The sequence below is a fragment of the Croceifilum oryzae genome, from assembly GCF_030814315.1.
GTDB classification, from domain to species: Bacteria; Bacillota; Bacilli; order Thermoactinomycetales; family Thermoactinomycetaceae; genus Baia; species Baia oryzae.
In genome coordinates, this window is sequence record NZ_JAUSUV010000007.1 from 119,319 (window position 1) to 133,277 (window position 13,959).

Below are 13,959 nucleotides of genomic sequence, written 5' to 3' on the forward strand. Positions count from 1 at the left end.
GTTTGTTATGGGCATAAAAAAGGGACTCCTGTATTGTATCAGAAGTCCCTAGTGTAAGGTGTGATAATTTGGTAGCGATTTATGGCAATCTGTGGATATTTGTATCGTTATGGAAACTTTCTTTCTCTTTGTGAGTCAAAAGGGAAGGGGATGTTTTGATGGTTTACATTGCCTGGCTCTTTTGGCTTACCTGGTCCGGGTGGTTTACCCGGAGGTGTAATAACGGGTATCGTGATTTCGTTTTCTCCTCCATCTCCTTTTTCCTTTTCTTCTTCCTCTTTCTTCTTCTCTTCCTCTTCTTTTCGCTTCGTCTCTTGCCATGCAGAGAAGCGGGCTCGATCAAATGAAGCGACTCCCATCTCAGAGCCTAGGTTTCCAGGATTCGAAAATTTCCCTGCAAGCAATTGGGGATTAGCTCGTTCGATTGCTTTAAAGATGTTGACCCATGCGTTTTTCGCCATGTCCTTATTGGTCATGGACATGTTGTAATCATAACCAGCCCATACGCCAATGCTGATCTTCGGCGTATATCCCACGAACCATAGGTCGTCATAATCACTACTGGTTCCGGTTTTGCCTGCTACATCATATTTGGAATTAATTTTTCTTCCGATGATGGAAGCTGTGCCCCCTTTTACAACAGCACGCAACATATTGGTGATCTTGTAGGAAGTCTGAGGGGAGAAGACTTCTACTGGTTTGTTTTTGTGCTCAAACACGACATTTCCATCAGCATCTTCGATTTTACTGATGACATACGGAGGATGATGCGTTCCGCCATTGGCAAAGGTAGCAAAGGAAGCGGTCATCTTCTCTACGGTAAATCCGTATGTATTTCCTCCGATGGCAGCGGACTCTGTATCATTGGGATGCGGATTTAAGCCCATTTGACGGATATAGTTAAACGCTCTCTCTTGTCCAACGGCTCGAAATGTTTTGATGGCAGGCGTATTAAGTGAAAATTTTAAAGCGTGCTCGACTGTAACGGGTCCTTGGAATTTTTCGTTCGCATTTTTATAATCGCCGCCACCTCCGCCTTTTTTAATGACTTCATCCACGATTTTGGCTTGAGGGGAGAGAAGACCTAGTTCGAGTGCAGGGCCATAATCCAGAACAGGTTTGATTGCCGAACCTGGCTGATTTTGGACATCGAAGCAGTGATCTTTTTGATTTTTATCAAATTTGTGCGTGCTCGGGACAAATGCAAGGACTGCGCCTGTTTGGTTTTCAATGACGCAAGCGCCCAGTTCTTCTTCGTACTTCTTGCCTGATTTAGGATATACGCGGGGACGAAGTGGTATCCCTTTTAAGACGTCATTATTGATTTCAGTGTATAATTGCTCGTTTAAAGTCGTGTAGAAACGATAACCTTTTGTCGAGGCGAGTTTTTTGTACTGTTCCAGTGTAGAGCGATATTTCCCTTGTTTGTTTAAATCAGCTAGATTTAACCCGTCTTTTTCCATCAGGGTCCTAGCGGCTTCATCTTCAATCGTAAACATGATAAAGGGATATTTGCTGTAGGCATTTTGAAATTGTTCTGGTTTGGCTAGCGACTCCTCTAGGTTAAACGCAAGGGCATCTTGGTACTCTTTTTCATTTAGATACCCATATTCTTTCATCTTAGAGAGAACAAGCTTCATTCGCTTTAGCCCGCGTTGTAACCCCTCACTTGCATCTTTTGTATCTTCTTTATTTGCTGTCGCTGAATCATTGTAGAATGGGCTAAGTGCATTGGGACGTTGAACCATTCCAGCAATGTAGGCGGCTTGGGCAGGATTGAGGTCTTTTACATCTTTTTTAAATAGTCCATTTGCCGCTGATTTAACGCCATACATTTGTTGGCCATGGGCACCGGGACCAAAATGGACGACATTCATGTAGTTACGGATAATTTCATCTTTGTTGTATACTTGTTCTAGGCGTAGAGCTAAAATGATTTCTTTTGATTTTCTTTCTAAATCTTTGGATCGATCGTTTAGAATGAGGTTCTTGACTAGTTGTTGCGTGATCGTACTGCCACCTGTTTGAGAAGAGGCATGTGTGGCAGATTGATAGGCGGCACGTACGATGGAACGTGGAACAATGCCTTGATGTTTGTAGAAGTCGCGATCTTCGATGGAGATAAAGGCATTTGTTAAGTTCGGGCTTACTTCTTTGATATCACTTAATAAGGTACGGTCCTGGTTTTCGGCACGCAGAGAGCCAATGAGGACAGAATTCCCATCTTTGTCTTTATTCTGAAAATAGGCATAACTCGTTTCAAATAGTTTCTTTAAATCTTTGTCTAGATCGTCTTTCGTGCGAACTTTTTCGTCTTTTACGATCGACTGAACAACGCCAGCTGCAACACCGACTCCCAACATCACACCCGTAAGACAAATCGTGACTACGATCATTCCGATATAAAGGAATTTTCTTAGTATTCTTTGGGTGGCTGAATGGGAGTTCTTATATTTATCGACCCGTTTCTCCATTTACTTGATACCCTCCTCGGTTTCGGGTAATATTATACCATATATTTGAAAGTGACGAACAAGTACAGTAACCAATAAGTTTTTTCGAATTCAGAGAGCTGGTGGTCGGTGCAAACCAGTCGAGCCTTTTTGGTGAATTACGCTTGGGAGCTTATGCGGACACGAATCTGCACGGTTTCAAACCGATATCATGATCGAGTGGGAGATTCATTTATAATTTATAAATGATCTTCAACAAGGGTGGTACCGCGGAATAACTTCGTCCCTTATGGGGAGTGAAGTTTTTTATTTTGCCTAAAAAGGAGCGAGAATGTTGAAACATCAAGATGAAAAAAAGCCAATGACACCAGAGGTTGAGAAAGAGTTAGAACGACAGTTAGCTATATTAGAGAGAGGGGCAGTGGAGATCCTTCCACCCGATGCCTTTCATAGTAAGTTACGCCGTTCGATTGAACAAAAGAAGCCGTTAAAAATAAAATTAGGACTAGACCCGACTGCTCCAGATATTCATATCGGACATACTGTTGTGTTTAATAAATTAAAACAATTTCAGGATCTAGGTCATACGGTTCAATTGGTGATCGGAGATTTCACGGCTCGTGTTGGAGATCCAACAGGGAAATCGGAGACTCGAAAGCAATTGACGGAGGAAGAAGTCCTTCATAATGCGAAGACATATACGACTCAATTATTTAAGCGACTCGATCCAGCTAAGACAGAGATTTCGTTTAATAGCAAGTGGCTAGCTCCTTTGACATTTGCTGATGTAACCAATTTAGCGGCGAAAGTAACCGTTGCTCGGATGTTGGAGCGTGATGATTTCTCGAAACGCTACCAAAGTGGTCAGGCGATTAGTATTCACGAATTCTTCTACCCATTGATGCAAGGATACGATTCGGTTGCGTTGCAATCAGATGTGGAACTAGGTGGTACGGACCAAACCTTTAACCTGCTCATGGGTCGTCAATTGCAAAAAGAATTTGGTCAAGAGGAACAAGTCATTTTAACGATGCCTCTTTTAGAGGGCCTCGATGGCGTGAAGAAGATGAGCAAAAGCTTGGGCAACTACATTGGTGTAGACGATGAGCCTAGTGATATGTATGGGAAATCGATGTCGATTCCAGATGAGTTGATGTACAAATACTTCCAGCTGGCAACAGATCTTCCGAATGAGGAATTGACGAATTTGAAAGCGGGTATAGAGGATGGTTCGATTCATCCACGCGATGCGAAGATGCGTCTCGCTTACACCTTTGTCGATATGTACCATGGGGAGGAAGCGGCGAAAGAAGCAGAGCAGCGTTTCCGTACTGTCTTTCAGCAAAATGCCTTGCCGGATGATATCCCTGTAGTGGAAATGGCGCAGGCTGATCTAGAGGCGGATGGAACATGGATTGTACCATTGCTCACGCAATTGAAGCTTTGCCCGTCAAATGGAGAGGCACGCCGGATGATTCAAAATGGTGGTGTGCGTGTGAATCAGGAGAAGTTGGTAGATGTGCAGGCGAGGATTCAGTTGGAAGATGGGCTTGTGATTCAGGTTGGTAAGAGGAAGTTTACACAGATAAAGCTGGTTTAGATGATCGAGGGTTAAGAAAATCAAAAAATGAATTGACTTTGTAGGAAGTGATCCCGGGGTATGTATCTGACCACAGCTCAAATAGTGAGCGCGAGGATGTGGAAATGCAAGTCCGCTTCGTCCTGCGAGGAAAGGGTAAGTGGCAAAACTCGCAAAGAACGCGGGGACATTGCCACAAAACGCCCTAGCTCGAAAGACTACGCTAAGCAGGGTCACAAACATCGCAGTGGTCAGATACATTGCCCTCTAAATCTGCAATAGGCATTCCTGCTACGATAGTGAGAGAAAATATAGAAGTCTTTACAACAAGAAAATACATTTTCTGAATAAAGAACAAAGAGATTCTACACTGAAAAGTAGAGTCTCTTTTGTATTTACATGGCACATTACACGGATAGCCAGTCCCTTTTTCCTCCGTTAATAATTGTAGGCGACTATCACGCTAGTTGGGCTGTATGCATAAACTAAACCATAAGTTAAGAATCAAAGGAGAATGGGTTATGCCAGTATCGGTGATTATGAATCAAATTAATGTGAATTTGGTTCAGGGGAACGGGGCGGTTTCGACGGGGCAAAATAACTTGTCGGATTGGACTTGTCAGGGGAAGGCGAACATAGCAAATGGCATACAGGCTGGCATCTTCTTATCGACAGCACCCATCAACTTCCAAATGGACAGTGACCTGCTCGATACTGCCATTACACAGCCTGAATTGTTTGCACCCAATACGAGTATGCAGATATAGGGTGGGATATGGGAGAGAAATAGATGGATGTTACGGTTGGAACGATCCAAGTTCAGTTGATCACCCAAAATGCAGGGATTTTTGTAGGGGAGAATTACCCGATCCAGTGGAGCACGCAGTTAAAGATTAATTCTGCCGGTGGGACTGTGGCGGGGGATGGCAATATCTTATACCGAGCTATAAATGTAATTGATGATCCTGATATGATCGATTCGAATTGGGTCAATATTGAGAAGGGTGAATCAAAGGAAGAAGGGCCAGTGGGTCCTCGCTCAAGTTGTAGATGAGGGTTATCCGTTTTGCTCGTTTTCATCCGGCTTCATTTTTTCCGTTATCAACTTTTGTAGCCAGTCCGGAATATCTTTTGAATCGGCGGCTTGTGTAAAAGTATCAATGAGATCAGAATCCTGTAAAACCGAGTAAAGATCGTGAATCTGGTTTTGGTCTCCATGGAATGATCCCAAGCCCTGATTATGCTTCTTAACACTCTCGAAATCACTCAGCCAGTTGTTTCCCATATTGACAGAAGAAGCCCCTTCCATGACTCCAATCCGGATGGTTCCAAGTAAAAATGTGGGAGATTTCACCAATATCACAGCTCCCTTTTTATTGATAGTGGACTCTTGTTGGGTAATCGAAGTTAGAAGAAGTCAATTTGATCACTTTTCGTAGAGCGGCTCGAGATCCTTAAAGGGAACAAGTAGGTGTAACAGACTAGGGGCAATGTATCTGACCACTGCGATGTTTGTGAGCCTACCTAGCGTAGTCCTTCGAAGCAAGGGTGTTTTGTGGCAATGTCTGAGCGTTCTTTGCGAGTTTTGCCACTTGCCCGAGCGAAGATGGACGAAGCGGACTTGCATTTCCACATCTTCGCGGCTCACTATTTGAGCTGTGGTCAGATACATTGCCCCGGGTCTTCTATCTAGGAAAAGTCCAATGTTTTATATTCATTCTAACTAATCCACAGGCTTGTTTGGATAGCGAATCGAAAAACCACTCTGATTGGAACTCATATTCATTTCGGATGAGCTAGTAGAAGATGGAGCTGATGGTGGCGAATGTTTGGAGACCGATTTCTTAGGGGCTTGGATACCTAAATTGTTTCCAATATTCAGCGACCCGCTTAGTTCATCGATATCCAGTTGATCCAAGCGAAAGGTGAGCTGTTCGAGCACAGGCTGATGAATATCGAGTTGATGAATATGGATATGGACCTCAGAAGATCGATTTAGCAGCTCTTTCACACTGGATTCTAAATGATCGAGTTTAGCGGATAATTGCTGAGATGTGTGTGGTGAGTTATTCCGTTTTCGAAACCAAGAGATCATATAACTCATCCTTTATGATCAATGGCTAATTCGAGTTTGGATGATGAAAGTCGAAATGGTCTTGATCATGAATTTTTTGGATCGTACGGATCATATAGTTTTGATCTCCTACAACGCTAGAACCTTCGTTCTTTTTAATAGTGGATCGGATCTGGGTATGAATGTTTTTCCCAGAGAAAATACCAGCCGATTGTGTCATGGAGTCTACTTTTAGAGAATCTAATTTAAACTTTATGTGAAAAACCTCCTAATGAGATGATAAGGAAGGTGTGGCCGTGATGAACGATATTTGGAATGCAATTCGATCAATCCCTTGGCAGGGGGGAGAAAATATTTCTCCTGGTAATTTGAATCCAACTCAAATCCAATCCTTTATTCAAAAAAGCATTCAACAATCGTTGGGTGAGGTATTTCAAAGTAATCCGATTGCCGCTTCTTTTAGTGGAAATGATTCGGGAATTCAATGGGATTTAGTAGAATTAATGGATTACGTTATTATTAAGGGTGAGCTACCAAATAGCGTTCGTCCTAGTGAGATTCGATTTTTTTGTACAAAATCAGAACTCATTATTGAGACGGGTTCGAAAGGAAGTAGAACAACCGTTGCGTTACCTTGTTTAGTAAAGGAAAAAGGGATTCGTGCCAAATGTAAAGATGGTATTTTTGAAGTACGACTCCCAAAAGAGCGTGGAGGAAGAGAAACCTTAATTGCTGTAGAATGGGAATAGCATTCATAATAGTTCCACTTCTTTTTTATATGATTCATTGTGGCTATATATGAATAGAAGGACAAAAAAACTGCCATGTCTAGTAGACATAGCAGTTGGCTTACGAAACGATTAACGAGAGTAGAACTCTACGATCAAGGTTTCGTTGATTTCGGATGGTAGCTCACTACGGTCTGGAAGACGAGTGAGGGAACCTTCCATTTTGCTCTCATCAAAAGTGAGATATTCTGGTAAGAAAGAGCGCTCTGCAAGAGCTTCTTTCACGATGGTTAGGTTTTGGCTACGCTCGCGAAGACCGATTACATCACCGATTGAAACAGTGAAAGCTGGGCGGTCTACTTTTTTGCCGTTCACAGTAACGTGACCATGAACCACTAATTGACGTGCTTGAGAACGAGTGCGTGTTAGACCAAGACGGTATACGAGGTTGTCTAGACGTACTTCAAGAGCTTTCATGAAGTTTTCACCATGAATACCTTGGGTTTTACCAGACTTGTCGAATAGGTTGCGGAACTGACGCTCGTTCAAGCCGTACATGAGACGTAGTTTTTGTTTTTCTTGCAATTGGATTCCGTACTCGCTCAATTTTTTACGAGCTTGTCCGTGTTGTCCTGGAGCATAAGGACGTTTTGCCAACTCTTTACCAGTACCGGAAAGAGAGATGCCAAGACGACGACTAAGTTTCCAGCGTGGGCCAGTATAACGTGCCATAGTGTTAACTCTCCTTTTGTGATCATTTGCGATCAATTGTGTTGTTATCGCACAAACGACAGGGACTATTTCGCTGTAATGGATCTGCTCGCTTCCGGATAGCGACGAAAGCAAGAGATTCCTATCTATGTACGATAGGGCGAAGTAGTGAGGGTGATCCCTTCACCTTTTGTGAGCTATCCTCATCTCCCTAAGGAGGGATACATTTGAGCCATACAAGGATGAATTATATCATTCTACTAAAAAAAGTCAATAGTGAGCTCTTGGACAGGTTACCTTTTTCCCTGAGGTGGAAATGCACGTACATAGTTGATCGTAAAACCTCGTCCGGAAAATTTCTCTTCGTATTCAGTGGTGATATTGGTGCTCGCCCATTCGCTTTGATGTAAATCGCGTGACATTTCAACGATCTTCCAGCCGTGTGCTTCTAACTCTTCTAATGAGAAATCGAATAGGGAGACACTATCTGTTTTTAAGATGAGATCGCCGTCTGGTTTTAATACGTTGCGATATTTGTCTAGAAATGTGTGATGGGTGAGGCGACGTTTGGCATGTCGGGTTTTCGGCCATGGATCGCTAAAATGAAGATAAATCCGGTCGACTTCTTCTGATGGAGCAAAAACTTCTTCTAACTTGGTAATATCCATCCATATATAACGGAGATTGGTGCATTTGGTTGCTTCCCCTTTTTGGACTGCATGCATGAGAGGCTCTTCGATCTTTTCGACGCCAATCCAGTTGATATGGGGATGAAGTTTCGCTGCTTTGGCTAAAAATTGCCCTTTTCCAGTTCCTAGTTCGATATATAACGGTTGTTTGGAAGGGAAGAGAGTCTCCCATTGACCTTTGCTTTCTTCGGGTTGTTGCACGACGAGTGGATGAGTAGATAAAATCTGCCGTGCTAATGGATGTCTTCGTAAACGCATTGATATGTCCCTCATTTGTTCAGAATTAGCTATATTATTATAGCCTAGACTGAGCTTGTCGACAAAGTAAGATTGAAAAAATTACCTAGATTGCACTCGATTCGATCGTGCGCTAAGATGGAGGTGAAGTGGAGGATTATGTATATGATGAAGCCATATAAAATTGTGGCAAAAGCGATTATCTTCGATCAAAATCGTGTGTTGATTTTGCGTAAGTCTTTGCAAGAGAGACTCGCAAAAGATTCTCATGGTTGGGATTTTCCGGGCGGAACATTGGAACCTGATGAATCATTAATGGATGGACTATCTCGGGAGTTGCGAGAGGAAGTACGTTTATCCGTAAAAGTGGTGGCCCCTGCATATATTTACGATGAAGTTCAGGAAGAGAAACATATGATGATCATTAAGTTTGCTTGTCACCAACCAAGTGGAGAGGTCATTATCAGTGAGGAGCATGATTCCTATCATTGGTTTGATCTTGATAGCTTGCATCTCGCATCGATTCCGGAGTGGATGAAAGAAGAAATTCGTCGAGCTGAACGTATCTATAAAGAATTTCAAAAATAATAGTATTTGCCTTGGAGAACATCTTGTTTTTCAAGGCTTTTCGAGCACAGAATTGCCATAAGACTGTCGCTTTTTTTAAGTAGCTTCGTGGTATACTACGGATACCGATATGTTAGAATGTTTGTTTAAATAATTTAGAAATCAGGTGTTATGATCATGACTAGGAGAAGTGTTATTAAATCTATTGCGTTATTATTTCTGTCCATAATAGCATGGCAATGGAAATGGCTTCTTTCGAAGATACAAGGACTCTTGCCAAATGCGAGCTCGACTTCCTCTGTTGCGATGCCGACTACACCTGAGTCACTGCCTAGCTTTCAGGCAAAACAATTATTATATCAATTTAAGGTGAAAGGTCAGGCACCCGCCCAAAGTTTGATTGAGCTACGAAATAAAAATGACATTTTGTTTTCCAATACGATTAAGTTAAGTAAAGAAAAAAAAGCGGACTATCCACACGTTGCGTATTCGAAAGAACAAGATGTTTCGATTGTGACAATCGCTTTGTCGCCGGAGTATGACTCCTATCCAGACTTAAAAGTGGAGGCCAAAGGGATCGCCATTCACGATCAGAGAGTGGTTCGACAAACAGAGCTGAAAATGCTTGAGAATACTCATCCCATAGAGGGATATACACCAAAAATTAGTTATCAACCGGGAGAGAAAGTAGAATTTAAAGTTCATACACAGCAAAAAGAATTTAATCTAGTGATTAGCCGATTTGGATTGGAAGAGAAAGTTCTATATCAAAAAACAGGAATAAAAGGAGCGACTCAAAACTATCCAGCTTACGCATATCGGGAAGGATGTAATTGGCAAACTAGCTTTGAATTTACGATCCCAGAGGATTGGGAGTCGGGGATGTATGCTGCTAAGGTATGGGACGAAAGCAAACGAGAATTTTATATCACCTGGATTGTTCGTCCAAAACCAATGAAAGATAAGGTAACAGCGGAGACGAAGAAGAAGCGTATCGCTATGCTTTCTGCTACCAATACATGGCAAGCCTACAATCCATGGGGCGGCGCTTCGTTATATACGTATAAGAGAAATCCGCGGTTCCAACGATATCTGCCGGATCAAATCGGCCCAAGGTTTGCGCAATATGTAACCACACAGCGTCCGAATCCAGAGGGACGCCCGGTTCCGATGTTAGGGCAAGAGCCTACCCATTTGGCGAGTGGTGAGAGATATGTGTTTGCTTGGTTTGAACGTGAGAAGATCCCATTCGATCTATATAGTGATATGGATTTTCATCAAAATCCCCATCTGTTGGACTCATATGGCACTCTTTGTATTCAAACCCATAATGAGTATTGGACGAAGGAAATGTATGATCAACTCGAAAAATTTGTAGACCGTGGTGGTAATCTGATCTATCTATGTGGGAATGGTGTCTACTGGAAGATGGTTATCAACAATGATCTGATGGAAGTCCGTAAGGATAACGAAATGCATATGTTAAACGGTGAAATGGGCGGTACTTGGAGAAGTGTGAAACGACCAGAATCGCGATTATTAGGAGTTCGTTATACAACGCCTGGGATCACTACTTTTGCTCCTTATCGGGTTTTAAATCCAGAGCATTGGATCTTTGAAGGAACGGGAGTAAAAAAGGGGGATCTCATGGGGAAAGAAGGTCCGAGGGGGCCTGCTTCCGGACACGAAACGGATAAACGAGATGGATATTCTCCTAAAAATGTGATCCTCCTTGCCAAAGGGCTTAATCCAGATGAAGACCCACTTCAAAAGAGTGACGGAAGCCTTCCTGTCGAAACAGAAAAAGGCATGGAAGTGGGAAAGGGTGGCGGAGAAATTATTTACTACGATCATGCCAAAGGCGGAGGCGTGTACTCAGTAGGCTCGACCACTTACGGTACTTCTATGTGGGTAGATCCCGTTTTATCAAGAATGTTACGTAATGTGCTGAAACGTTTTACCGGATTATAAAGATGAAGCCATTGACTAGGTTCGATTGCCTAAGTCAATGGCTTCCTTTTTGGCTTGTTAGTGAAAACGACTCCAATTGGTATGGCTAACCAGATACTCTACATACTGTTCCAAATAAGCCTGGTCTTCTTCGTCGAACCGTTCTAACTCAGGACTATCAATATCTAAAACCCCAATGATTTCTCCTTGAAATCGCACGGGAATCACGATTTCTGATTTTGTCTCAGAGTCACAAGCGATATGTCCCGAAAATTGGTGTACGTCTGGCACGAGGACGGTTTCGTTTTCAGCTACTGCTGTACCACAAACCCCTTTTCCAACGGGGATTCGTACACAAGCTGGTTTTCCCTGAAAAGGTCCTAGCACGAGTTGACCTTGCTTTAGTAAGTAAAATCCAACCCAGTTAACTCGTCCGAGTGTGTGAAAGAGATGAGCAGCGCTGTTGGAGAGGTTGGCTAACCAATCCGTCTCTCCTTCGATCAGATGTTGAAGCTGTTTTAGAATAAGGGGGTACTGATTTTTTCGATTATCGGTTGTGATTTCAAGGGAAAACATCTTTTGCTCCTCCGCTCTGGGATTTTCATCCGAAAATATTTAGCTTGACAGAAAAAAATTAATTTATTCGCTTGTGAATACAAGGAATGATCGTTACAATATCTTTATCATATAGGACTTATTTAAACAATAGAGAAGGGGATTTATGATGCGAGATCAACGTATTACAAAGCTAGCTGATATTTTAGTCAATCACTCTTGTCGAGTGAAGAAGGGCGATAACGTCTTGATCGATATTTTTGGAGACGATCGCAACCTTGTTCGAGAAATTATTGGGAAAGTGTATGAAGCAGGTGGATTTCCACATATCCAATTAAACGACCACACTGTTACACGTGCCGTGCTAATGGGAACCAGTAAAGATCATATGACTCAAGTGACTGAGTTACAGAAGTCGATCATGCGTAAAATGGATTGCTACATAGGGATTCGCGGAGCTAATAACATCAATGAACTTAGTGATGTGCCAGCGGAAAACATGTCATTGTATATGCGTTTATTTAACAGCCAAGTGCATTCTGAAATTCGTGTGAAGCAAACTCGCTGGGTTGTACTTCGTTATCCAAACGAATCCATGGCACAACTTGCGGGAATGAGTACAGAGCAATTTGAAGACTTCTACTTCGAAGTGTGTAATGTGGACTATAAGAAGATGGATGAGGCAATGAATCCACTTCAAAAACGTATGGAAGATGCGGATTTAGTCGAAATCAAAGGACAAGGTACAGATCTACGCTTCTCGATTAAAGGGATTCCGGTTATCAAATGTGCTGGTGAATGTAACGTTCCAGATGGCGAAGTATATACCGCTCCAATCAAAGATTCAGTCAATGGGCACATTACTTTTACAGCGCCTACTCTCTATCAAGGTACGGTATTCGAAAATGTGCGCCTTGAATTTGAGAACGGCAAAATTGTAAAAGCGACGGCTAACTCTGATGCAAATACGTTAAAACTTAATGAAATTTTAGACACGGATGATGGTTCTCGTTTCATTGGAGAATTCGCGATTGGAGTAAATCCATCCATCTCGCATCCAATGAAAGATATCTTGTTTGATGAGAAGATCAACGGTAGCTTCCACTTTACTCCAGGTCAAGCCTATGAAGAGGCAGATAACTCTAACCGTTCTGCGATTCACTGGGATATGGTTTGTATCCAACGTCCAGAGTATGGTGGGGGAGAAATCTATTTTGATGGTGAGTTAATCCGCAAAGATGGATTGTTCGTGGTGGAAGATCTAGAAGGTCTAAATCCAAATAACTTAAAGTAAATGGCTATCAACGACAAAGAGAATCTCTCCAATTGAGGATTCTCTTTGTCGTATCTACTAATTAGTAAGGAGAGAGACAAATGACCGTTCCAATCGATCAAATTGTATCAACGATAAAAGACCTAGTACATATCCCAAGCCCAACAGGATGGTCTACTTCTGCAATCGACTATGTAGAGAAACGATGGACCCAAACCCGTTGGGAGATGAAGAGGAATGCCAAGGGGGCACTTACCTTAACCATCCCCGGAGAGGATCAAGAGATCCATCGATTCGTAACAGCACATGTGGATACGCTCGGTGCGATGGTGAAAGAAATCAAAAGCGATGGCAAGCTCGCTTTTATGAAAATTGGGGGCTTTGGATGGTTCGCCATCGATGGAGTCTATTGCACGATTCATACAGAAGATGAAAAAGAAATACGTGGAACGATTCTTGCAACCAATCCTTCCGTGCATGTTAATCCAGAAGCGGATACGAAAAGAGAGCAACATACGATGGCAGTTCGTCTGGATGCGAAGGTTCAGGGTAAAGAGGATGTTGAACAGTTAGGGATTCAGGTAGGAGACTTTATTTCATTTGATCCCAATTATGAGGAATCTGAGACTGGATTTATCAAAACGAGGCATTTGGACGACAAGGCGAGTGTGGCAGTGTTGGTTGAATTAGTACTTGAGATGAAAAAGCAAGGAATCGTTCTGCCTCACACGACTCATATTCAGATCGGTACCTTTGAAGAAGTTGGCTTCGGTGCTAATTCTAATATCCCAGCTCAGGTGAGAGAGTTCTTGGCTGTTGATATGGGGGCTATCGGAGAAGGACAGAGTACGGACGAGTTTACGGTTTCGATTTGTGCAATGGATGGCGTAGGGCCGTATAACTATAAACTTCGTAAGAAATTAGTGAAGTTAGCAAAAGAGCACAAGATTCCGTATCAGATCGATCTATACCCATTTTATGGTTCGGATGCGGGTGCTGCTTTAAAAGCAGGAGAGGATGTCATGCATGCCCTTATCGGCCCTGGCGTGGATGCTTCTCATGCATTTGAGCGTACTCATCGAGACTCTCTGCAAGCTACGTATCAACTACTAAACGAGTATCTAAAGACAGAGTCATTGTAAA

The 13,959-nt window shown here is 42.6% G+C and carries 16 protein-coding genes and 1 other annotated feature; of the genes, 9 read left to right on the top strand and 7 right to left on the bottom strand.

Annotation, left to right across the window (positions count from 1 at the left end):
* Positions 1 to 107: 107 nt before the first annotated feature.
* Positions 108 to 2,474: a transglycosylase domain-containing protein gene (locus tag J2Z48_RS09200; protein ID WP_307252844.1), complete on the bottom strand. Its 2,367-nt coding sequence runs from the start codon at positions 2,472 to 2,474 to the stop codon at positions 108 to 110.
* 45 nt (positions 2,475 to 2,519) lie between these two features.
* Positions 2,520 to 2,744 (top strand) — a binding site (T-box leader).
* A gap of 40 nt (positions 2,745 to 2,784) precedes the next feature.
* Here J2Z48_RS09200 and tyrS point away from each other — a divergent pair.
* The 3 genes from tyrS to J2Z48_RS09215 all read left to right on the top strand — a co-directional run bounded on the left by tyrS (position 2,785) and on the right by J2Z48_RS09215 (position 5,086).
* Positions 2,785 to 4,053, top strand: coding sequence for a tyrosine--tRNA ligase (gene tyrS / locus J2Z48_RS09205; protein WP_307252846.1), 1,269 nt, complete (start codon positions 2,785 to 2,787; stop codon positions 4,051 to 4,053).
* A 500-nt stretch (positions 4,054 to 4,553) separates the two neighbouring features.
* Positions 4,554 to 4,799 carry a hypothetical protein gene (locus J2Z48_RS09210; RefSeq protein WP_072333519.1) on the top strand — a complete coding sequence of 82 codons (246 nt, stop codon included), beginning with the start codon at positions 4,554 to 4,556 and terminating at the stop codon, positions 4,797 to 4,799.
* Between the two features lie 23 nt (positions 4,800 to 4,822).
* On the top strand, positions 4,823 to 5,086 hold the full coding sequence (locus tag J2Z48_RS09215) for a spore germination protein (RefSeq protein ID WP_307252848.1): 264 nt from the start codon (positions 4,823 to 4,825) through the stop codon (positions 5,084 to 5,086).
* Positions 5,087 to 5,089: 3 nt separating this feature from the next.
* On the opposite strand, the gene J2Z48_RS09220 is transcribed toward J2Z48_RS09215, so the two are convergent.
* Positions 5,090 to 5,386, bottom strand: coding sequence for a hypothetical protein (locus tag J2Z48_RS09220; RefSeq protein ID WP_307252849.1), 297 nt, complete (start codon positions 5,384 to 5,386; stop codon positions 5,090 to 5,092).
* A 207-nt stretch (positions 5,387 to 5,593) separates the two neighbouring features.
* Between J2Z48_RS09220 and J2Z48_RS09225 the strand changes: the two genes are divergently transcribed.
* Complete coding sequence (locus tag J2Z48_RS09225; RefSeq protein ID WP_307252851.1) at positions 5,594 to 5,725, top strand: hypothetical protein; 132 nt, start codon at positions 5,594 to 5,596, stop codon at positions 5,723 to 5,725.
* Positions 5,726 to 5,755: 30 nt separating this feature from the next.
* On the opposite strand, the gene J2Z48_RS09230 is transcribed toward J2Z48_RS09225, so the two are convergent.
* Positions 5,756 to 6,127: a hypothetical protein gene (locus J2Z48_RS09230; protein WP_307252854.1), complete on the bottom strand. Its 372-nt coding sequence runs from the start codon at positions 6,125 to 6,127 to the stop codon at positions 5,756 to 5,758.
* Positions 6,128 to 6,152: 25 nt separating this feature from the next.
* The gene (locus J2Z48_RS09235) at positions 6,153 to 6,326 is read right to left on the bottom strand and encodes a hypothetical protein (protein WP_307252855.1); all 174 of its coding nucleotides are present in this window, start codon (positions 6,324 to 6,326) and stop codon (positions 6,153 to 6,155) included.
* A 79-nt stretch (positions 6,327 to 6,405) separates the two neighbouring features.
* Here J2Z48_RS09235 and J2Z48_RS09240 point away from each other — a divergent pair, with 79 nt between their 5' ends.
* Positions 6,406 to 6,855: an Hsp20/alpha crystallin family protein gene (locus J2Z48_RS09240; RefSeq protein ID WP_307252857.1), complete on the top strand. Its 450-nt coding sequence runs from the start codon at positions 6,406 to 6,408 to the stop codon at positions 6,853 to 6,855.
* A gap of 111 nt (positions 6,856 to 6,966) precedes the next feature.
* Here J2Z48_RS09240 and rpsD read toward each other — a convergent pair whose 3' ends face one another.
* Together rpsD and trmB are read right to left on the bottom strand one after the other, a co-directional pair.
* Positions 6,967 to 7,566 carry a 30S ribosomal protein S4 gene (rpsD, locus tag J2Z48_RS09245; RefSeq protein ID WP_131849460.1) on the bottom strand — a complete coding sequence of 200 codons (600 nt, stop codon included), beginning with the start codon at positions 7,564 to 7,566 and terminating at the stop codon, positions 6,967 to 6,969.
* Between the two features lie 272 nt (positions 7,567 to 7,838).
* Complete coding sequence (gene trmB, locus J2Z48_RS09250) at positions 7,839 to 8,492, bottom strand: tRNA (guanosine(46)-N7)-methyltransferase TrmB (protein WP_307252860.1); 654 nt, start codon at positions 8,490 to 8,492, stop codon at positions 7,839 to 7,841.
* 144 nt (positions 8,493 to 8,636) lie between these two features.
* Between trmB and J2Z48_RS09255 the strand changes: the two genes are divergently transcribed.
* Both J2Z48_RS09255 and J2Z48_RS09260 read left to right on the top strand, forming a co-directional pair.
* Positions 8,637 to 9,059, top strand: coding sequence for an NUDIX hydrolase (locus tag J2Z48_RS09255; protein WP_307252862.1), 423 nt, complete (start codon positions 8,637 to 8,639; stop codon positions 9,057 to 9,059).
* 156 nt (positions 9,060 to 9,215) lie between these two features.
* Positions 9,216 to 11,009, top strand: a complete 1,794-nt coding sequence (locus tag J2Z48_RS09260) for a N,N-dimethylformamidase beta subunit family domain-containing protein (protein ID WP_307252864.1) — start codon at positions 9,216 to 9,218, stop codon at positions 11,007 to 11,009.
* A gap of 57 nt (positions 11,010 to 11,066) precedes the next feature.
* Here J2Z48_RS09260 and msrC read toward each other — a convergent pair whose 3' ends face one another.
* Positions 11,067 to 11,564 (bottom strand): free L-methionine (R)-S-oxide reductase MsrC, encoded by a 498-nt coding sequence (gene msrC, locus J2Z48_RS09265; RefSeq protein WP_307252865.1) that lies wholly within the window; start codon positions 11,562 to 11,564, stop codon positions 11,067 to 11,069.
* 148 nt (positions 11,565 to 11,712) lie between these two features.
* Here msrC and J2Z48_RS09270 point away from each other — a divergent pair, with 148 nt between their 5' ends.
* Together J2Z48_RS09270 and J2Z48_RS09275 are read left to right on the top strand one after the other, a co-directional pair.
* On the top strand, positions 11,713 to 12,837 hold the full coding sequence (locus tag J2Z48_RS09270; protein ID WP_307253059.1) for an aminopeptidase: 1,125 nt from the start codon (positions 11,713 to 11,715) through the stop codon (positions 12,835 to 12,837).
* 80 nt (positions 12,838 to 12,917) lie between these two features.
* On the top strand, positions 12,918 to 13,958 hold the full coding sequence (locus J2Z48_RS09275; RefSeq protein ID WP_307252867.1) for a M42 family metallopeptidase: 1,041 nt from the start codon (positions 12,918 to 12,920) through the stop codon (positions 13,956 to 13,958).
* The last annotated feature ends 1 nt before the right edge of the window (position 13,959 follow it).

What these genes read in the sequence shown, in the direction of transcription:
- J2Z48_RS09200 (WP_307252844.1), bottom strand. Translation starts at nt 2,474, where the DNA reads ATGGAGAAACGGGTCGATAAATATAAGAACTCCCATTCAGCCACCCAA.
- tyrS (WP_307252846.1), top strand. Translation starts at nt 2,785, where the DNA reads ATGTTGAAACATCAAGATGAAAAAAAGCCAATGACACCAGAGGTTGAG.
- J2Z48_RS09210 (WP_072333519.1), top strand. Translation starts at nt 4,554, where the DNA reads ATGCCAGTATCGGTGATTATGAATCAAATTAATGTGAATTTGGTTCAG.
- J2Z48_RS09215 (WP_307252848.1), top strand. Translation starts at nt 4,823, where the DNA reads ATGGATGTTACGGTTGGAACGATCCAAGTTCAGTTGATCACCCAAAAT.
- J2Z48_RS09225 (WP_307252851.1), top strand. Translation starts at nt 5,594, where the DNA reads ATGTCTGAGCGTTCTTTGCGAGTTTTGCCACTTGCCCGAGCGAAGATG.
- J2Z48_RS09230 (WP_307252854.1), bottom strand. Translation starts at nt 6,127, where the DNA reads ATGATCTCTTGGTTTCGAAAACGGAATAACTCACCACACACATCTCAG.
- J2Z48_RS09235 (WP_307252855.1), bottom strand. Translation starts at nt 6,326, where the DNA reads ATGACACAATCGGCTGGTATTTTCTCTGGGAAAAACATTCATACCCAG.
- J2Z48_RS09240 (WP_307252857.1), top strand. Translation starts at nt 6,406, where the DNA reads ATGAACGATATTTGGAATGCAATTCGATCAATCCCTTGGCAGGGGGGA.
- rpsD (WP_131849460.1), bottom strand. Translation starts at nt 7,566, where the DNA reads ATGGCACGTTATACTGGCCCACGCTGGAAACTTAGTCGTCGTCTTGGC.
- trmB (WP_307252860.1), bottom strand. Translation starts at nt 8,492, where the DNA reads ATGCGTTTACGAAGACATCCATTAGCACGGCAGATTTTATCTACTCAT.
- J2Z48_RS09255 (WP_307252862.1), top strand. Translation starts at nt 8,637, where the DNA reads ATGATGAAGCCATATAAAATTGTGGCAAAAGCGATTATCTTCGATCAA.
- J2Z48_RS09260 (WP_307252864.1), top strand. Translation starts at nt 9,216, where the DNA reads ATGACTAGGAGAAGTGTTATTAAATCTATTGCGTTATTATTTCTGTCC.
- msrC (WP_307252865.1), bottom strand. Translation starts at nt 11,564, where the DNA reads ATGTTTTCCCTTGAAATCACAACCGATAATCGAAAAAATCAGTACCCC.
- J2Z48_RS09270 (WP_307253059.1), top strand. Translation starts at nt 11,713, where the DNA reads ATGCGAGATCAACGTATTACAAAGCTAGCTGATATTTTAGTCAATCAC.
- J2Z48_RS09275 (WP_307252867.1), top strand. Translation starts at nt 12,918, where the DNA reads ATGACCGTTCCAATCGATCAAATTGTATCAACGATAAAAGACCTAGTA.